We start from the raw sequence: 18,419 nt of genomic DNA, 5'->3' as shown, positions 1-18,419 counted from the left end.
ACCGGCGGGCGGGCCGTCAGGCGCCGTCGGGAACGGCGGAGGACTCCTTCCGTGCCAGGGCGAAGGCCCGTGCGGGATTGCGGTGGAAGACCTGGACGACGAAGTCCTCGCCGAACTCGGCGCCCAGCCGCGGACGCAGGTTCCGCAGCAGGTACGGCATGCCCGGACCCCCGTGGACCGAGCGGGCCGCGGCCGTCGTGGTGTCGCCGCCGAGCAGGAGCTGCCCCGCGTGCCCGGCGTCGGCCAGAGCCGCCAGTTCGTCGAACAGCCGCCAGTCGGTGGGGTGATGGGCCCGTGAGGGACCGTCGAAGGCGAGGAACGCCCCCGAGCGGGCGGCCTCCCGCTGGACCCGGGTGTCGGGCGAACGGCCCAGGTGGCCGAGGATCACGGAGGCGGGCGGCACTCCGAGCGTCCCGCAGAGCAGGTCCAGCACTTCCAGGGGTGCCGTGCCCAGCTCCAGGTGGACGGCGACGGGCGCCCCGGTCACATGGTGCGCCTCCGCGGCGGCGGCCAGGGTGTGCCGGGCGTGCTCGTCGAGACCGTGGAAACCGCCGGCGACCTTGACCAGGCCCGCGCGGACCGGAGCCGTCGTCAGGTCCTCGATGAACCGCCCCGGCAGCAGGTCGAGTTCGACATGGTCGAGCGGAGGGACGTAGTGCACCGCCTGGTGCAGGCCGGTCGCCGCGACCACGTGGACGCCCGTGGCCCGGGACGCCGCGACCACGTCGGCCAGCCGCCGTCCCATGCCGCGCGGGGTCCACTGGACCACCGTCCCGCCGCCCGCCGCCGCGAAGGCCCGCAGTTCGGCCTCCGCCGCCCAGGGGGCGTCGAGCTCGTGCCCGGGCAGCACCGGGCTGCGGAGGAAGAGGTGGTCGTGGGCGTCGACGGCACCCAGGTCGGTGGCCGGGACATCGCCGAGCACGGTACGGACGACGCCGCTCATGCGGCGTCCTCCGCGGTCCGCCCGGCGGCCCCGGCGTCGGCCGCCAGCGCCGCGGTGGCCACGCGCAGCCCGGCCAGCGCCTTGGGCACCCCGATGTACGGGGCGATGTGGACGAACACCTCGACCACCTCCTCCGCCGTGAGCCCCACCCGGAGACCGGTCCGCACGTGCCCGGCCAGCTGCGCCTCCACGCCGCCGAGCGCGGTGAGCGCGGCCAGATTGGCGATCTGCCGGTCCCGCAGCGACAGCCCGTCGCGCTGGTACGTGCCGCCGAACAGGCTCGTGACGATCCAGTCGGCGAACCCCGGCGCCATGCGCTCCAGGCCCGGAAGGGTCGCCTCCTGCGTCCCCTCGTCCTGGAGCACGTCCAGCAGCCGGTACCCCGCCGCGCGGTCGATCCGCGCCTCCCGCAGTCCCCGGCCGATGTCCTCAGTCATCCCGCGTCCTTCCCACCCCGGAACCATTTCCCCGCCGTAACGGGTGAGCCGTTACAGCGACTCTGCCAATGTAACGTATGAACCGTTACGATGGGTGCCATGGGTGAAGAGGACCGCCTGGCCTTCCGCTTCGACTGCGGCGCGACCTGGCTCAACCTGCTGGCGACCAGTGGCCGTACGTTCAGCGCCCGGCCGGTCGAACGCATCGCCACGGCCGAACGGCTGGGGGAGTGGTTCGACCGCAGTGAGCTGACCCCGGTCCGGCCCCCCGACGAGGCCGATGTGCGGCAGGCGCACGCCGTCCGCGAGACCCTTCGCGTGCTGGCCCTCGCGGTCGTGGAAGGTGAACTCCCGCCCGCCGGCGCGGCGTCGGAGATCGGCCGCTTCCTCACCGAGCAGCCCGACCCGGTCCGGCTCACCGTCGCCGGCCGGCTGCTCCGCGAGCCCCCGGCCGACACCGGCGCCGCACTGGCCCGGATCGTCCGGCAGGCCGTCGACCACCTCACCGGCCCGGAACGGACCTCGCTGGCCGTCTGCCCGGAACACGACTGCCGCGGCGTCTTCGCCAACCCGACGGGTCGCCGGCGGTGGTGTCCCTCACCGGCCTGCGCGAGCAGGGGGCGCGTCCGCGCCCTGCGGGAGCGGCGGCGGGCGGAGGGTCAGGAGTCCGACGGGCGCACGGCTCCGGGCCGCGAGAGTTCCTATCCGTTGACCTTGAGGTAGAAGAACAGGTCGAGGTCCGCGGCCCGTTGCGGATCGCGCCAGGACAGGTCGAGTGGACGATGGGTCGCGGTGCCTTGGGCCCCCAGGTGCTCCGCGTTCAGGTACGCCCGGCGGCCCGTATTCGGGTCAAGGGCCCAGATGTGGGCGGATCGGATCCGCAGGAGGCAGAGGACCGGCGGGACCGTCTCCGCGGGCTGCCATTGGGTCGTCCCGAATTCGTCCAGGACGGCCTTGTTGCCCCACTGGTGCTGTGGCGCCCTGTCGAGGAACATCTTGGCCGTCTCCGACGGCGTCCACTGCAGTCTGGCGGTTCCCGTCGTCTGCGTCACCTTCACGGTCCCGTCCAGCCGCACCCGGTGGAACCCGAAGGGGGCGGTGATGGTCGGGTCCAACGGGACGCCGGACTCCGATGCCCGCTCCCAGTAGACCTTGTCGGGATCCGTCACCGGGTAGGGCAGGTCCAGATGGACCTCGATCAGCGGGTCGAACGGCTGTGCCGCCGTCTTCAACTGCATCGCGGAATCCGGGATGGAGATGCTCAGGTGGATCCCGCCCACGAAGGCGGTGTGCGACACCTCGGCCCCGTTGCGGATGAGGCCTTCCTTGATCAGATTCCATACCCCGTCATGGTCGCTCAGATTGATCGACTCGAGCCGCAGCGTCGGGAGCACCACGGAACCGCCCATGTTGGCGCACAGCACGTCGAGCGCCTCCTGCACCGTCTTGGACCCCTGGAGCAGTTCGCAGTCACCGGGCCGGTAGCTCGTGCCGGCGGCCGTCCGGAAGCCGGCCGTGAAGAGCAGCGGCGGGCCCTCGGGAGTGCCCGTGGGCGAGGTGAGCACCGCCTGCACGTGGTGGTCCTCGTCGGTACGGCTCGCGTCGACGGCCCACGGGACCTCGCACAGCCCGTTCTCGTCCGTCTCGCTCGTGAAGCTGTTCGCCCCGTCCACCGCGGAGCCCCCGACCCGGCTCGGGATGCCGCCCGCGGGCATGCTCCAGGTGACCACGGCACTGGGCACCGGGACGCGTCCGCGCATCACCGCGACCCGTAGCCGGCCGGGGAGGGTGACGAAGCCGCCGCCCGCCGGCGCCGGGATCCCCTGGCCGTCGCCGCCCCGGTACAGCAGCGCGCGGTCGGTCAGGGTCGCGGCCCGTACCCGGCAGTCCCGGGCGGTCGTCGGGCCGGTCAGGGCGGCCAGCGGCGCGTACCGGGTCTCCGGGCCGTGGGGCCGCTCGTGCAGGCCCTCCGGCCAGTCGACCGACCCGTCGGCCCGGGCGGCGAACGTCCAGTGGTCGCCGCGGCGGAAGATGTCGAGGCCGCCCCGGCCGAGGCGGATCGCCAGGCCGTCGCCCAGGTCGAGGGGGAGGGAGAGGTCCGGGTCGTCGGGCGACGCCTGGGCGGTGGCGACCCCCTTGCCGTTCGGGAAGGCGTCCCACAGCCGCAGGAACCAGCCCGTCGTGTCGCTCTTGATCGATCCGGCGAGGGCCGTCGCGGCGGTCTCCAGCGTCACGACGGTGTCCGTGACCCGCGCGACCTGGAACAGCCGCTGCCCCTGGGCCGCGTCGCGGGGGTCGACGTCGTCGTGCTCCGACACGAACTCGGCGTAGGCGCCGGCCGTGAACCAGTTGAGCGGATCGAGGGCCGGCGGCTCGACGGTGACGGCCGTACCGTCGACCGTCACGACCCGGGCCAGGACGGACGCGTTGCGCCGCGACAGCTTGACCGTGAGGCCCTCCATGCCGAACCGCGGGCCGTCCGCGTCCGGCCGGTCGCTGTTCGGGACACCGCCGTGCACCTCGATCCGGTACAGGAGGTTCTCCGGCCGGGAGAACCCGCCCTGCGGGGTGAGCGAGCACGGATCGGACGACGGGGGTGCCTGGTCGGGGACCACCGTCAGGGTGCCGGTCGACGGCTGGACGAGCTTCTTCCAGTCCGCGTGCTCCGTGGCCGTGGCGCAGTCGAGGCCCGGGCCCCAGCCCCCCTCGGGGACGAAGGGGAACACCTGCCAGTCGACCAGGGCACGTCCGGCCGCCTGGGCGTCACCGAGGGCCGGATCGGCGTAGGCCGGCTCCTCGACGGAGTCGACGTACCGGACGAGCGCCTTGAGCGCGAGGAGCACCGGGCCCGTGGCGGCGGTGCCGGTCCAGGGGTGCGGCTGGTTGCCCACCAGGCAGTTCTCGGTCCTGTTCTCGACCAGCCAGCCGCCGAGGAAGCCGTGCCCCGTGCCGATCCCGCACGCGCCCGGCGTGGCCGCCGGTGTCACGGAGAAGGCACCCGACGCGGCCGGGACCACGAGGCGCCCGCCGGAGCCGAGCACGTCGCCGGTCTCCGTCTCGACCCGGTCGAGCAGGTGCCCGCCCTGTGCGTCGAGGTCGGCGTCCAGCAGCACCTGCCCCTGCCGGACGACGACCGAGCGCGGCTGCCGCTCGTCCTGTGCCCGGACCGTCAGGCGGGTGGCGTCGTTGCGGATGGTCATGGTCTGTTCCTCCGGGCTGCGACAGCGCCGGAGCGCGTGTCGTCGATGACTCGGGCCGCCAGGGCGACCGGTAGGTACTCGTCGAAGAGGGCCCGCACGTCGGCGACGGCGATCCCGAAAGCGGCACGGGCGAAGGCGCCCATCTCGACGTCGCCCTCACCCCCCGAGCGGACGCTGTCGGGGCAGAGCGGATGCAGCATGGCCAGTGTCGGCTCGTCCGCGGCCGTGTCCAGGAAGAGGGGTTCGTTCGCGAAACGGACCACGTCGGCCTCGTCCGGCGACAACGGCCGGCCCGCGGCCTCCTCGGCCGCCGCCAGGGCGAGGGACGGCTGACAGCGGAACTGGCGCGGTACCGCGGAGCCGTGCGGTACGAAGCTGTGGCGCACACAGCCGGTCTGGCGGCGCGTGACCGTCACGGCCTCCGCGAACACGGCGTTCGTCGCGGTGAGGGAGCGTACGGACGACGTCCCGAGCACGGTGACGTCGCGCAGCGCGACGTCGAGGCCCGGCGCGGCGAGAGCCGGGCCCGCCGCGCCGTCCGCCGTCACGACACTGTCGGTGACCAGCAGTTCGCCACTCACCGCGGTGTCCGAGTCCCCGATCCGCAGCGGGCCGCAGACCGCGTGGTCCACGCCGATCCGGACGGCGGTGAGGTCGCCGTCCGCGCCCACGGCGACGCCGCCCGGGGCGCGCAACGTCACGTACCGCAGGTCGAGTTCGGACACCGCGTCCGCGCCGAGGCGCAGACCGCCGGTGAGTTCGAGGCCGTCGAGCACGAGCCGGCCGGCCGGCGCCCCGGCCTCCCCCGGCCCGCGCAGCACCCGCGCCGGCGCGTCCACCGTGCAGCGCCGTTCCCGCCGGACGACGAACCCGCGCAGGGCGGGGTCGGGGTCCGCGCCGGGCAGCACCCTCGGCCGCCGCCACTGCGCGGCCACAAGGTGCACCTCGGACGCGGGGGGCACCGTCACGTCGAGCGTGGCCGAGCCGGCGGGCGCGGCCTCCAGGTCGCAGCGGGCCAGGACGACGATGCTGCGGTGGCCCGCCCCCTGGGACGCGACCCCGGCGAGGGCGTCCGCGAGCGTGGCGACGGTACGGCCCGACGTCTCCGGGGAACCACCGGCCCCGGCGGTGGGATCGACGACCCAGACCAGATCCCTCGTCTCGCCGGTGCTCCGCACGTCGAACGGCCGGTCCGGGGCGTTGCGGTCCTGGGCACCGGCTCCGACGGCCCGGCCGGCGGCCGTGGCACAGGCCACCCGCACCTCGGCGACGTCCGGCCCGGGTACCCCGGCCACGACGACGCGGCCGGTCACGGGGTCGACGGCGCACGCGACGGGATGCGTGCCGCTCCGGCGCTCCGGCTTCGCGGCCCCGGGCTCGTACCACGTGTGCGTCACCTCGGGGGCGACCCGGGCGCCCGGGGGAGCCGGCGGGGACTCCAGGTCGGCGATCCGGACCTCGGCCGGTGGGACGCGCCGGAAGGCCGTCTCGCCGTCCCGCCGGAGGAAGACCGTGAACGGTTCGTCGGCGCCGTCGAACCAGGGGCGGCCGGGCAGCCGCGGCGGCCGTTTCTCCAGCGCGGCGGCGCGCAGTTCCGCGGTCTCCAGGTGCAGGGGCAGGCGGCTCAGCCGGTCGGGCAGGTCGGCCTCCCGGAGCCGGGAGCCGACGGCGCGGGCCCGGCGGTCCGGGTTGAACAGGCGCAGTACGGCGCCCGGTTGCTGGGCCAGCTGGAAGTATCCCGGCGGCGCGGTCCCGCCGACCGTCCACGGCCGGGCCCGCGGAACGCCCGCCATGTCCGCGGCCGGCACGGTGTCCCCCGCGGGGGCGGGGAACCGCGCCACCGACGGCCGCAGCAGATGGACGCCGACGGCGGCCGGCGCGTGCCGTCCGGCGGGCCGGCCGGGGGACGCCCCGTCGACGCGCCGGACGTCGAGCAGGCGGGGCAGCCGGTCGAAGGCGCTCCCGGCCGACGACGCGGACCCGCCCGGGGTGAGGGCGGCGGTGGCCGGGCGGTCCGGACGCACGTCCAGCAGGTGCGCGCAGCGGGCCAGCCGCCGGTGGTACTCGACCGCGACCGCGGCCAGGCCGGTGACGTCGCCGGCCATCGCCTCGACGACCCGGGCCGTTCCCTTGCCCCGCCGGTAGCGGATCGTGTTGGCCACGAACGCGCGACGGCCGGTACCGGCCCCACCCGGGACGGGACGCGTCGGAGGCGCGGCGACGAGAGCGGCGATCGCGGCGAGCGCCGCCTCCCCGGCCGTCTCGACGAACAGCGCGTCGTACCACGCCTCGATCTCGGCGTCGATCTCGGCGCTCGCCGGCCCCAGCACCCCGCACAGCGCCCGCAGGGCCCCGCCCGCGGCGAGATCCGCCTGGCGCACATGGGCCGGCAGCAGGCCGTACAGGGCCTCGGCGACCGCCTCGACGCGGGTCTCCGGCAGGTCGGTCCCGCCGCCCACCGTGGTAGGCACACTCATACGGTCAACTCCGTGAACGTGATGTCGGCTCCGGCGACGGACAGCAGCCGCGCCGGTTCCAGCCGGGCCGGGCCGGGACCCGGGCCGGTCACCATGACCGGCCCGGGGCAGGGCAGCCGCCCCGCGGCGTCCGGTGTGACGCCCGGCGCGGAGAAGCGGGTGAGGAGCACGGCCCTGACGCCGGGGACGCCCTGCGCGGCGGCGGTGATCTGCGAGCGGTGCACGGCGGTGCCGAACGGCCGGGCCGGTCTGCCGAAGCCGCGGACGAGGGCGGCACGCACGGCGGCCTCCACGCGGGGCCGGGGCAGGTCCGGGTCGGAGGCGAGGGCCAGTGCCACGGTCATCGGCAGGTCGACGAAGCCCGCGATCCGCAGGCGAGTCCCCGGCGGCGCCGCCGCGACGAGCGCGGCGTGCAGGCCGGCCACCAGGTCCGAGCCCGGGGCCGGCGGCGCGAGGGAGGTGGTGGCGACCGTGAGGCACACGAACCGCCGCGCCCCCGCCCGGAGTTCGACGGCCGATGCCTTGCCGACGCCCCGGTACGCCTGGGCGAACGCCTCGAAGTCCGCCAGGGACACCACCCGGTCCAGCGTCCGGACCGCCCTCGGCGCGGCGGTGCGCAGCTCCTCGGTCGTCTCGGCGTCGCTGCCGCCCTCCGCGGCCAGGGGATTGGTCACGGAGTCCACACCGCTCACCGGGGTGACGATCTGCGACAGCCGGCCGACCGGAAGGTTCCCCGCCGACCCGCCGCCGACGCGGTAGCGGGCGGCGACGTTGCCGGTCCCGCTGGGCAGCCGCCCGGCGAACCGCAGCTCGAACCCGCCGTCGGGCCGCTCGGTGACCTGGAACCGGTGGCTGTCGGGCCCTTCGCCGTACAGCGTGTCGGCGGGCTCGTAACGGCGGTCGTCGACCCGGGCCTCGATCGCCGGGGCGTACCCGCGAGGCCCCGGCGCGGCCACATGGGCGAGCGGCGACTGCCCGAGCGGGAAGCGCGGCAGGACGGCCGCCGGGTCGCCGGACCCCACGGTCTCGGCGCCCGTGGCGGGCGTCAGCGCGTGCGAGGACGGTACGACGTTGCCGAGCACGGTCAACGTGGCGTCCGTCCAGCGGCCCGCCAGGTCCGCGTCGAACACCACCAGCGTCGCCCGCTGTTCCGGCGCGCCGCCGTTGTGGTGTTCCACCCGGAGGACCGTGGCCGCCTCGGAGACCGTCCTGCCGCCGGCCGTCCGCCCGGTGAGGATCACCCGCCGTCCGGGTGGCAGGGCCGGCCTCCCGGCGAGGTAGAACCGGTCGGGAAGGTTCTGCGGGGGGAAGCCGGGGTGCTGCGGTGGCGCGGGCTCGCCGTCGGGCCCCGGATCGGTGACCGGCAGCACGCGCTCCTGGAGGTGCGCGAGGAGCGTCCCGCGTGCCGTCTCCCCATGGATGACCGTTTCGCGGACCTTGTCGTTGAACGTCTCGTACAGGTCGGGGTGGAGGGTGATCAGGGTGCACCGCGCGGAGAGCCCGAAGTCCGTCCGGGCGGTCTCCCGTACGGCGAGGACGCGCGCCACGCCGACCGGCGGGTCCGCGGAGGCGGCCTCCAGGACCACGACGCGGTCCGGCGCGGCCTGCGGGTGCACGGTGTCGAGGTGGATGTGCCAGAGGCCGTCGTCGTCGGACAGGGTGCCCATGACGAAGTCGGCCCACTCGGTCGGCAGCTGCTTCGAGCCCGGCACCGGCTTGCCGTGCTCGATCCGTACCGCGTCCGGCATGAACGTGATGTCCGGCGCGGTCGCGCCGAACGCCTGGGCCCGCTGCCCGAGGAGGATCACCGTGCCCGGCCCCGAGGGCTCCGTCAGAGCGGCGTCCACGGAGAGCAGCCGCCCCCCGGAGAGCGTGAGCACGGTACGGGCGGGCTCGGCGGACGCGGCGACGTCCACGTCCGTGACCCGGGCCAGGAGCCAGGACGGCATGCCCGCGTCGGTCCCCGCGTGGACGAGCACCCGGTCGCCGGCCCTGGCCCCCAGGGTGATGCCCTCGACCTCGACGCTCGTGGTCTCCTCCGATACCGGCGGCAGGGCGAGCGCGCGCAGCGGCGGCAGCGCGTTCCACGCGCCGCGGGCCTCGACGGCGGCGTCCGTCTCGAAGGTCACGGGCAGTTCGCCCTGTTCGGGCACCGTGCCCACCCTGAGTCCCCGGGGGACCGTCACCACGTCCGGCGCGCCCGGGAGCGTACCGACCCGGAACGCCAGCAGGGCCTCGGCGGCGATCGCCGGCCGCGGCACGTGCCCGAGCATGCCGGTCAGCCGGACCAGCGCGGCGCGGTCCTCGGTGCCGGGCAGCGTGGAGTCGACGGCGAGCCGGTGGAGCGTCCACCCCAGGACGTGGTGCGCGCCGGCCGCCGCGGCGAGCAGGGCGACGGCGGGATCGTCGGGCGACCGGCCGAGCGTGGCCAGCGGCCGGCCGTCGAAGGCCCGGGCCCGGGAGATCCGGTCGAGCAACCGCTCCAGGATCGCGCCGTACCGGAAGCGGGCCGGATCGCCGGGCAGCCGGGCGGGAGTTCCCGCGCACGACGCCCTTCCCGCCCCGTCGCAGCCGCACGCGCGGCTCATCGGCCACCTCCGGCGCTGATCCGCAGCCGTCCGCGCTCCGGAAAGCTCGGATCGTCGTGCAGTTCGAGGACCTCGGCCGTCGCGGGCCGGATCACCCCGCGGCCCAACTCGCCCTGGGCGAGGCGGCCGTAGCGCTGGAACACCAGGGGTTCGACGCTCCGCACCCCGGGGACGGCCATGACGGCGGCGAGGAGCGCCGACAGGTACAGGGGCGTGCCGAAGGTGAACCGGTCCGGATGGAAGAACCCCGGGCCACCGCCGCTTCCGGCGGGCAGCAGCGCCGCGCGGACCCGGCGCCCCACCTCGCCGCGCGGCACGTCCGGTGCCGCGCAGACCGCCAGGCCGATGTCGAGCGGGACGGCGAGGGCGCCGCGCACCGCCACATCGAACCCGGCGAGCCGGAACGACTCCAGATGCTCGACCAGACCCGCCCGGAAGGCCGCGTCGACATCCGCCCCGCCCCGGCGGTCGACGTGCACGAGCACCGTCCGCCAGGCGCCGGTCCAGCGCGGGACGGCGACGGCGTCGGCCACGCCGGGGAAGCGGCGCGCCGCCTCGGCGTAGTCCGCCGGGGTCACGGCACGCTCCTGGCGGCGGAAGGCCTGCGGGGCCGCCGCCCGGACCGCGGCGTCGTCCTCGGGCGCCGCGCCCCCCGACGCCGGCACCGGGTTGGTCACCGACACGACCGGCGTGCCGCCCTCGGCGGCGGGCAGGACGACGTGGCCCAGCGTGTCCGGACCGAGATTGCCGACCGGTCCCGTGCCGAACCGGCCGCCGACCCCGAGGGAGTCCCCCACCGCCGGCGCGAGACCGTGGGTGCCGTCGCCGAACCGCAGAACCGGACGCCCGTCCGGCCCGGTCTCGACGACGAAGTCCCGGGAGAACCGGCCGCTCGCCAGGAGGTCGCGCCGGACGGTCCACGTCGCGAACGTGTCGTGGAGCGCGATCGCCGGCATGCACCGGACCTGATCGACCGTCAGGAGGGCGGAGGCCGACGGCCGTCCGGGACCGTCGGGAAGATGCCGCGCGATCCGGGCCGGCGGCCCGATGCCGCCGGTCACGGACGGGCGCCAGGCCGTCCCCGCCCGCGGGCCGGACGGAGACAGCCGCGGCGTCAGCGCCTCGGCGGCCGACGACGGCAGGCCCAGGTGCGACGGCGGCGGCAGGGTGGCGCCGTGCTCGGCGAGCACCAGGTTGCCCCGCGCCGCGGCGCAGACGACCCGCCGGGCCGGGCCGGACGGCCGCGGCACCTCGGCGGTGACCGGCAGGTCGAACGGCAGCGCGTCGGCCTCGTCCCACTCGACGTCGAGCAGGCGCGTGCCGGGGGCGAGGACGTCCTCGGTCGTCGTCACCCGGGTCAGCCGGACGATGTGCCGGTGCCCCGGATCGGCGTCCTCGGCGCGCCCGGTGTCGGGGGCCGCGGTCTCGGCCAGGAGCAGGAAGTCGCCCGGGGCGAGCCGGTCGGTGGCCTCGCCGCCGCCCGGGAGGGGCACGGTGGCGCCCGTGCCGCCGTCCACGAGTGTCACCGCGGTCGCCCCGGCGGGCAGCGTGCACCGCTCGTCCCCCCAGGTGTGCAGGGCGATCTCGTTGCGCCACTTCCACAACCGGAGGGGAGCGAGCGTCTCGAAGACGGCCGGCGACGACGCCAGCGCCTCCGGATAGGCCGTCGCCGCGACGACGGGGGGCAGCGCCGGCGAGCGGGGCAGCACCGGGGTGCTCGCGCGCAGCTCGTAGCCGTCCCCCGCCGTGCCGGGCGGTTCGAGGGACACGGCGACGAAGGTGCGCGCGGAGGCGCCCTCGCCCGGTGTGTAGTCCAGCAGCCGGGCGTGGCGGGTCACCGAGGCGCGGGTGCGCGCGGTGTCCAGGAACGCCTCCGTCCCGACCCAGTCGAGGGTGTAGCTCTGCTGGTCGGCGCGGTACGCCAGGGCCTCGACGAGCGTCGTCGTCAGGTCGACCGGGTCGTCCTCGCGGAAACCCGGGACGAGCACCGACATCCGGTCGAGCATCAGGCGCCGGAAGCCCTCCCAGTCGCGGGTGCGGTAGTCGAAGCGCGGGTCCGGCGGCACGGGCGCCGCCGGCCCGCGGCCGCCGGGCGCGCAGTCGCCGTCGTCGAAGCAGTCCACGGCGAACGAGAGGTCGACCGCGGACAGCCGGGGATCGATGAAGAGGGGCGGGGTGTCCGCGCCCGGTCCGGCGACGATCGCGAGCCGGTACGTCGAGAAGTCGACCGGCTGGCCGCCGGGCACCGTGACCGTGTACCGCGACACCCGCGTCCCGCCCGGTGCCGCCGTGACGACGGGATCCACCCGCGGTGCCGGGAAACGCACCCCGCCGGTGAGGGCGATCTGGTCCCCGGTCAGCCCGGCCTGGGGCAGGGGGAGCGGCTTCACCAGGACGACGTCGATCAGCGTGGGCTGGTCGACCGTGCTGCCCCGGTGGACCTCCACGTAGTCGATCCCGGACATGTCCGCCGGCCCGGACCGGGCGAGCACGGCCCTCCGGCGTTCGTCACGGCAGTGGTAGCGGGCACCGGTCATACGCGGTCCTTCCGCAGCCGCACCTCGTCGGCCGATCCGCTCGAACGGACCTCGTAGGTGACGACGATCTCGACCGCTCCGGAATCGTCGGTGACCTCGACGGCCACGTCCCGGACGGTGAGCACGCCGCCCAGCCACTGCTGGATCGTGGACTGCAGGGCGGCGCCGAGCGCGACCGCGGTGGGACCGCTCTGCGGTCCGAACACCAACTGCTGTGCGGGACTGCCGAGTTCGGGCCGCATCACGCGTTCCCCCGGCAGGGTGAGCACGAGCAGTTCGAGCATCTGCCGCACATGCGCGTCACTGCCGTACGCCACCGTGGCGGAGCGGCCGAGCGCGGTGACGGCGAACGGGAAGGCGAGCCGGCTCACGTCGCGACCACCCGGGTCTGGGTGCCGGAGACGACCGGCGGACCGGCCGGGATCCGCTCCGCCGACAGGCAGAGCGCCCCGGCCGGGCTGACCAGCAGCGGGTGGCCCGAGGCGGTCACCCGGGCCGCCCCGGCGAGCCACCTGGTGCTGACGCAGGGCTGGGGCTTCGGGGGCACCGTGAACGGACAGCCCGTGACGAAGCCCTGGTCCGTGACGACGGCCGCGGTGGAACCGGACACCGTGACCCGGGGGCCGGCGGCGACGATGGTGAGCGGTGCGCCGTGCGGGCAGGTCACGGTCGCTCCGGCGTGCAGGACGGCCCCGGGCATCGGGGGCTCCTTCCGCTGCGGATGGATGGGGGAGAGGGGGCGGACGAGTGGCCGTCACTGGCTCTCAAGTCACCACGAGCGCACCCCCGTTGATGATCACCGAAGGGCCGGAGAGCACGATGGACGCCTGCCCGTTGCTGATGCTGATCCCGGCGGCCCCGACGACGATCGACGCCCCGGCCGGGGTGAGCACCTGGAGCTGGGCCGCGGGCATGTCGGACAGGGTCACCGAGACACCGGTCGTGGTCTGGAGATGGATGTTCGGCGTGGCCGGAGTGCCGGCCATCGCCAGTAGCGGGGCACCGGCCGGCTCGGGCCAGAACGCCCCCGTCCAGATGGGGCAGTCGGGATCGCCGGCCTCGAACTCGACCCACACCATGCTGCCGGTCTGCGGCAGCGCGATGATCCCCGCGGTGCCCTTGGCCGCGAACGGGACGGCGGGCAGCGCCCACGTCGAGGGGAACAGCCCGTACCGGTCGGAGAGCTGCACCTGGATCCGGCCCTGCACGAGGGGATCGGCGGTGTTGAGGACGGTGGCGCGGTACTTCCCGAAGTACTTCGGCCCGGACGTCATGGCGTCACCTCCGGCACGTTCGACACCAGACCGTCCCGCGCGAGCTGGAACGCCTGCTTCCAACTGCCCCGCCCCAGCGTGTGCGTCACCGAACGCACGAACCACAGCCCGTCGTGCGCCCGTCCCGCGCCGCGCACCCCGACCAGGGAACGGGCGTCGAGGGGGCGCCCGTAGCGGGCCAGGTCCATCGTCCCGGTCGCGGTCACCGGGTCCGCCGCGCCGCGTCCGGCCAGCAGCGTCATCAGGGCCTCCGGCAGCCCCATCCGGTCGGTCTCCAGCGGCTTCGTCCGTGTCGGCACCAACGGCCGGGCCGCGAGCGGCGGTTTGAGCAGCGCGACGTCCGGGACCGGCACGGGCACGGAGAAGTTCGCGACCTTCACGTGCCCGTACGGCAGGACGGCGGCGTTCCCGTCGGCGGAGAAGCTCATGCCGTCGAGGTTCGACGCGGTGTCCATGTCGACGGTCAGCGCCGGCTGCACCGCGCCGGCCCGGACCTGCGGCCCCCAGTAGGCCGTGTTCACGCCGGGCGCGGGACCGGGCGTCACATAGAACTCGTGACCGGCGTCCTTCGCCAGCTTCGTGGCGTACGCGAAGTCCGTCCCCTGCTGGTGGGCGAACTTCTCCACCGCGCTCGTCACCGGCTGGAACGGTGGGGGGACCGTCACCGGCACGACACCGAACGCCGCGTACTTGGCCATCATCAGCGCCACCCGGGCGAAGGGCGGCATCCCCGGGAACACGAAGCCGGTGGCGTCGAGCACGTCCATGTACCCGGAGACGTCCTCGCCGGTGACGACCAGGCGGTGCTCGCCCGGGCGGCCGGTGGCGGTGACGTCCTGGCGCTTGACCGGCCCGTCGGCGAGCACCTTCGGCACGCCCCGCAGCGTCGCCACGAGCACGACGCGCACCATCGGGTCGAAGAAGCCCGTGGGCAGCAGGGACGTGGCGATCGGCGACGTCTTGGAGTAGGTGAAGCTCAGCTGGAACCCCGAGCGCGACCCCACCGCCTGGGTCACCGTGGCGCCGTCCAGGGCGTCGATCACCGCCTTCGGCGCGGGGGCGACGGCGACCGGCCCCATCAGGACGGTCAGCGTGACGGAGCTAAGCAGGGCCATGGCCGGTGATCTCCAGGGGGAGCGGGATCATGACGAGCCGGCCCTCGGCGTCGGTCAGCCGGGCCGGGTCGGCCGCGCCGTCGGCGTCGACGACGCGCCACCAGAGAGCGGGGTCCCCGTAGGCGTCGTGGGCGAGGGTGTCGGGCCGCTCGCCGCCGGCGATCCGGCGGTGCCCGAGCGGGACATGACGGTCCGGCGCGGGCAGGATCCGGCGCGCCAGATACACCTCCGTGGTTCCGTCGTCGCCGGTGCGGCTGACGACGGGCACCCCGAAGTAGCGGCTGTTCGGCGGGAACGGCGCGGCGGTCACGGCAGCCTCGACAGTCCGAGGGCCCGGACGTCGGCCCCGCGCCGGCCGGCGAGCCGCTCACGGCGGCGGGCGGCGGTGAGGAAGAGCTCGGCGCCCGTCGAGCCCATCGGAAGATCCGCGGACGACAGCACGCGCAGCCCCAGACCGACGCGGGCGAGGATCGGGTTGAGCCGCGTGTCGAACGCCTCCTCCGTGACGGTGAACTCGGTGATCCGCACCGGCAGCGTGCGGTCGGCGCCCAGCACGAGCAGCAGCAGCGGGGAAGGGAGCGGAAGGATCTCCAGCGTCCCCCTCCCGGCCAGCGCCTCGGCGGCCACCAGATCGGCCGTGGCCGGCGAGATCATGGTCTCCAGCTCGGCGAGGTCCGCGGCGATGCCCTCGGCGACGGTCTCGGGATGCTCACCGGGCTTCTCCAGCCGGTCGGTCGCGTCGAGGGCGATCTCCAGCTTCAGGGTCTCCACCGGTGGCCCGACCAGCCGGAGCGCCTCCAGCCGGTCGCCCGAATCGACGGCCGCGCCCCGCGCGGTCAGCGTCCGGGTCAGCGTCTCGGGGTTGTACTGGAACGGGACGGTGCGCACGGCCGCGCGCCCGTCGGCGTCCATGACGACGAAACCGCCGCGCACCGTCCGGGGCGAGCCGGGAAACCCTGGAACCACCGTCATCGCGCTCCTCCTCTCCGCACCCGCGTCATGTCTGGGTCGCCGTGCCGCGGCCGAGCATGTCCCGGATGACCTGCACGGGGTCGATGGACTCGGGCTCGACCTTGATCTGGGACAGGCTCGGCCAGGTGATCCGGCCGTCCTTGGCGTAGGCGACCCGCCCGAGGGTGAGTTTGAGCTCGGGCCCGAGCTGCGCCGAGACACTGGCCACCTCATAGGTCCAGCGGTGCGAGAACACGCCCCACGCGGCGTAGAGTTCGGCCGCCAGCAGCACCTTGACCCCGGCCGTCAGCCGGCCCTTGGCGTACGCCTCGGCGTCGAACGCGAACCCGTCCTTGTCGTAGTCCGCGGCGATCGCGATGCCGCCCTCGCCCTCGATGCGCAGCGACGGGACGATGTCGATGCCGCCCTTGGCCCCGACGGCCCCGAGCGCGACCTCGGCCCCGATGTAGGCGCCGAAGGTGCCCACCAGTTCCGCGTAGGCCGGCACCACGAAGGCCCCGGTGAGCCTGGCCGCGACCTGGGGATCGTCCTCGAACGGGTAGAGCTCGCCCTTGAACACCACCCCCCGCAGCACGACGGGCCCCACGCCGTAGCCCAGTTGCAGCGAGCCGCGCAGTTCGATGAAGGCGGTCACGGCCGGGACCGGGGTGGGGAAGGAGAACTTCACCCCGACGCCCTTGAGCAGGGGCACCGTCCCGCCCTGCGGGGACGGCCACTTGCGCACCAGGACGATGTCGCCGACGGCGACCTGGCCGGAGAGCCTGACCCGCCGGTCCTTGGTGATCTCGACGCCGAGAACGGGCCGCAGGTCCTTGGTGACCTGGTAGCCGACGCTGCCCTTGCCCCAGTACCGGCCCTCCTCGTCGAAGCCGAGCCCGATGGAGCCGTCGGCCTTCGCGGTCCTGACGGCGATCGTCGCCGTGCCCGAGAAACGGCCCTCCTGCTCCTCCTCCGCCTGGTTGTAGCGGACGTTCATCGTGGCCTTGAACTGCTTCCAGACGACCTCGGCGTCGCCCTGCAGGGACAGGCCGCCCTGGCCGTACCCCCCGGAGAGCCGCACCGAGTCCACCAGCGGCAGGGGCTTGGCGACCGTCACCGACCCCGTGTACGAGAGGGCCCGCCCGTCCCAGCGGGCGCCCAGCCGGAGCTGGGAGCCGCGGATCGTCGTGGTGATCGCCCCGGTCGCGTAGGGCGCGAACCTGCCGGACGCCGTGGTGAAGCCGATCTCGACGTCCGCACCGAAACGGGGCAGGGAGGCCGTGTTCGCCGTGAGCTTGCCGGACCATCCGCTCTCGGAATTCCACACGACACGTCCCGCCGCCGCGTCGACGCCCGGGAGCCTGCCCGCGGGGGTCAGATCACCGGTGGCGGCCAGTGCTCCGTTCTGCACGGTCACGGCGAGCGTGCCGAGCAGGACGGGCTTGGCGGCCGGGCCGACCGAGAACGTGAGCGTTCCGCTGGGCACCAGCGTCGGGGAGAGCCGCAGCGCCAGTTCGCCGCCGGTGAACCGGAAGGCCGCGGGCAGGGGGGAGACCAGTTTGGCCGCGGGGATCGGAGCCACCAGGGCGAGCTCGTCCTTGGCGTAGACGACATTGAGCTTGCCCAGGAACGGCACCGAGGAGTGGATCACCCCTTCGCCGCTGAGATCGCCCCGGTCGTCGAGCGCGATCCGCGTCAGCTCGCCCCGGCTCAGATACGGGTAGAAGAACGCGATCTTCTTGTTCTTCTCCGCTTCGAGCCGCAGCCTGCGGGCCTCGCCCGGCGGCCCCTGAGTGGGATCCGCGGCGCCCCCCGGTCCGGCCGTCGTGGGGGCGGGGGCCGTCGCGGGCACCAGCTCCGCGGTGAGGGTGATCGCCGAGTCGCCCTTGGTGGCCGACACGGCGCGGCTGTCGAGTGTGCCCAGCACGGTGTCCTCCGGGGACTTGGCCCCCGCCTTGGCGCGCCGGTAGGTCTGGATGCGCATGCCCGGCACGATGCGCCGGGCGAGCATGTCCAGCGGTGTATCGCCCGTGTCCCGCACGCGCACCGTCTCGCCCTGCCCGCCGGCCGACAGGGCGACGGGCTTTCCGTCCGACTTGGCCTTCTCCGCGTCCGAGCCGCGCACGGCCCCGGAGCGCAGCAGGTTCTCGATCTCGAAGCTGGCGTCGGGCTGCCCCGTGGGAACCGTCGCCCTGGAGATGCGGATCTGCAGCCTGCGGACGCCGGGCCCGCGCATGGCGGGATCGCGGATCTGCCGCACGAGGTCGACGAGGGCCTGGTAGGTCTCCCGGCCGGAGGCCTGGTTCTTGGAACTCGTGAGCAACTGGAGGTTCGAGGGGATCGAGGTTCCGCCCAGCTGCTTCTCGACGATGTGGTCGACGTCGCACTTCGCCTGCAGGAGGCCCGTGCCCAGGCCCGTCACGACCTCCTTGACGGCCGGATCGGCGAGTTTCGCCCGGACCTTCTCGTTGTCGGCGGCGGCCGCCGTGACGGCGTCGGCGAGCTTCTTCGTCGTCGGGAAGCCGAAGGCGCCCAGCCACACATCCTTGTACTTCTCGCCGCCCTCCTTGTACGCGGCGACCGACTCGTAGCTCGCGGTCGCGTCGCCCACGAAGAGGGGAGTGAAGACCAGGCGCTTGCCGGCCGCGGCATCGTCGTACGCCTTCTGCACCCAGGCACCGGCGCCCTTCTCGGCGGGCAGGGTGAACTGCGGTACCTCGACGACCAGTTCGGTCGTGCCGATGCCCCTCGGCTCGTCGACGACCACGTTCATCCCGGGCGGCAGACGGAGCGCCGGGCCCGTCGCCGTCGCCGGCTGGGCGGCCGCCTCCTTCGGGACGGCCGCCGGGCCGGGGGCGCTCGCCGGGACGGGCGGGGGCGGGGCGGCGCCCCGGCCG

Annotated in this window: 14 protein-coding genes; 1 reads left to right on the top strand and 13 read right to left on the bottom strand. The window is 74.9% G+C overall.

All coding sequences use genetic code 11. From position 1 onward, the window contains the following. Positions 1-16: 16 nt before the first annotated feature. Entirely contained in the window at positions 17-943 is a 927-nt protein-coding gene (locus tag HN013_RS25050; protein ID WP_171169992.1) for a phosphotriesterase, read from the bottom strand. Further along, entirely contained in the window at positions 940-1,380 is a 441-nt protein-coding gene (locus HN013_RS25045; RefSeq protein ID WP_171169990.1) for a carboxymuconolactone decarboxylase family protein, read from the bottom strand. Before HN013_RS25045 ends, HN013_RS25050 begins: the two co-directional genes overlap by 4 nt. 99 nt (positions 1,381-1,479) lie before the next feature. On the opposite strand from HN013_RS25045, the gene HN013_RS25040 reads away from it, so the two are divergent. Next, positions 1,480-2,103 (top strand): ABATE domain-containing protein, encoded by a 624-nt coding sequence (locus tag HN013_RS25040; RefSeq protein WP_171169988.1) that lies wholly within the window; start codon positions 1,480-1,482, stop codon positions 2,101-2,103. On the opposite strand, the gene HN013_RS25035 is transcribed toward HN013_RS25040, so the two are convergent. From HN013_RS25035 to HN013_RS24985, 11 genes are all read right to left on the bottom strand, one after another. Beyond that, positions 2,082-4,580, bottom strand: coding sequence for a DUF6519 domain-containing protein (locus HN013_RS25035; protein ID WP_171169986.1), 2,499 nt, complete (start codon positions 4,578-4,580; stop codon positions 2,082-2,084). The genes HN013_RS25040 and HN013_RS25035 overlap by 22 nt on opposite strands. Further along, a complete protein-coding gene (locus HN013_RS25030) occupies positions 4,577-7,057 on the bottom strand; it encodes a hypothetical protein (protein WP_171169984.1) in 2,481 nt (826 codons plus the stop codon). The genes HN013_RS25035 and HN013_RS25030 overlap by 4 nt, the downstream gene beginning before the upstream one ends. Further along, positions 7,054-9,645 (bottom strand): baseplate J/gp47 family protein, encoded by a 2,592-nt coding sequence (locus HN013_RS25025; protein WP_171169982.1) that lies wholly within the window; start codon positions 9,643-9,645, stop codon positions 7,054-7,056. The genes HN013_RS25030 and HN013_RS25025 overlap by 4 nt, the downstream gene beginning before the upstream one ends. Further along, a complete protein-coding gene (locus tag HN013_RS25020) occupies positions 9,642-12,182 on the bottom strand; it encodes a baseplate J/gp47 family protein (RefSeq protein WP_171169980.1) in 2,541 nt (846 codons plus the stop codon). Before HN013_RS25020 ends, HN013_RS25025 begins: the two co-directional genes overlap by 4 nt. Continuing rightward, positions 12,179-12,553 (bottom strand): GPW/gp25 family protein, encoded by a 375-nt coding sequence (locus HN013_RS33740; protein ID WP_212764784.1) that lies wholly within the window; start codon positions 12,551-12,553, stop codon positions 12,179-12,181. Before HN013_RS33740 ends, HN013_RS25020 begins: the two co-directional genes overlap by 4 nt. Further along, on the bottom strand, positions 12,550-12,882 hold the full coding sequence (locus HN013_RS25010; RefSeq protein ID WP_171169979.1) for a hypothetical protein: 333 nt from the start codon (positions 12,880-12,882) through the stop codon (positions 12,550-12,552). Before HN013_RS25010 ends, HN013_RS33740 begins: the two co-directional genes overlap by 4 nt. 64 nt (positions 12,883-12,946) lie before the next feature. After that, on the bottom strand, positions 12,947-13,456 hold the full coding sequence (locus tag HN013_RS25005) for a phage baseplate assembly protein V (protein ID WP_171169977.1): 510 nt from the start codon (positions 13,454-13,456) through the stop codon (positions 12,947-12,949). Next, entirely contained in the window at positions 13,453-14,571 is a 1,119-nt protein-coding gene (locus HN013_RS25000; protein WP_171169975.1) for a hypothetical protein, read from the bottom strand. Before HN013_RS25000 ends, HN013_RS25005 begins: the two co-directional genes overlap by 4 nt. Next, on the bottom strand, positions 14,558-14,881 hold the full coding sequence (locus HN013_RS24995) for a hypothetical protein (RefSeq protein ID WP_171169973.1): 324 nt from the start codon (positions 14,879-14,881) through the stop codon (positions 14,558-14,560). The genes HN013_RS25000 and HN013_RS24995 overlap by 14 nt, the downstream gene beginning before the upstream one ends. Then, positions 14,878-15,543: a hypothetical protein gene (locus HN013_RS24990; protein ID WP_171169972.1), complete on the bottom strand. Its 666-nt coding sequence runs from the start codon at positions 15,541-15,543 to the stop codon at positions 14,878-14,880. Before HN013_RS24990 ends, HN013_RS24995 begins: the two co-directional genes overlap by 4 nt. A 25-nt stretch (positions 15,544-15,568) precedes the next feature. Next, a partial coding sequence (locus HN013_RS24985; RefSeq protein ID WP_171169970.1) for an HNH endonuclease signature motif containing protein occupies positions 15,569-18,419 on the bottom strand: 2,851 nt, incomplete at its 5' end.

The sequence above is a fragment of the Streptomyces sp. I05A-00742 genome, from assembly GCF_013055795.1.
Classification (GTDB): Bacteria; Actinomycetota; Actinomycetes; order Streptomycetales; family Streptomycetaceae; genus Streptomyces.
The sequence above is the reverse complement of the archived record's forward strand: the minus strand, read 5'-3'. Positions and strand labels throughout refer to the sequence as shown.

Bases quoted from the DNA above. Each gene is read 5' to 3' on its own strand.
- HN013_RS25030 (WP_171169984.1), bottom strand. From the start codon at position 7,057: ATGAGTGTGCCTACCACGGTGGGCGGCGGGACCGACCTGCCGGAGACC.
- HN013_RS25035 (WP_171169986.1), bottom strand. From the start codon at position 4,580: ATGACCATCCGCAACGACGCCACCCGCCTGACGGTCCGGGCACAGGAC.
- HN013_RS25020 (WP_171169980.1), bottom strand. From the start codon at position 12,182: ATGACCGGTGCCCGCTACCACTGCCGTGACGAACGCCGGAGGGCCGTG.
- HN013_RS25005 (WP_171169977.1), bottom strand. From the start codon at position 13,456: ATGACGTCCGGGCCGAAGTACTTCGGGAAGTACCGCGCCACCGTCCTC.
- HN013_RS25045 (WP_171169990.1), bottom strand. From the start codon at position 1,380: ATGACTGAGGACATCGGCCGGGGACTGCGGGAGGCGCGGATCGACCGC.
- HN013_RS25000 (WP_171169975.1), bottom strand. From the start codon at position 14,571: ATGGCCCTGCTTAGCTCCGTCACGCTGACCGTCCTGATGGGGCCGGTC.
- HN013_RS25040 (WP_171169988.1), top strand. From the start codon at position 1,480: ATGGGTGAAGAGGACCGCCTGGCCTTCCGCTTCGACTGCGGCGCGACC.
- HN013_RS24990 (WP_171169972.1), bottom strand. From the start codon at position 15,543: ATGACGGTGGTTCCAGGGTTTCCCGGCTCGCCCCGGACGGTGCGCGGC.
- HN013_RS25010 (WP_171169979.1), bottom strand. From the start codon at position 12,882: ATGCCCGGGGCCGTCCTGCACGCCGGAGCGACCGTGACCTGCCCGCAC.
- HN013_RS25050 (WP_171169992.1), bottom strand. From the start codon at position 943: ATGAGCGGCGTCGTCCGTACCGTGCTCGGCGATGTCCCGGCCACCGAC.
- HN013_RS25025 (WP_171169982.1), bottom strand. From the start codon at position 9,645: ATGAGCCGCGCGTGCGGCTGCGACGGGGCGGGAAGGGCGTCGTGCGCG.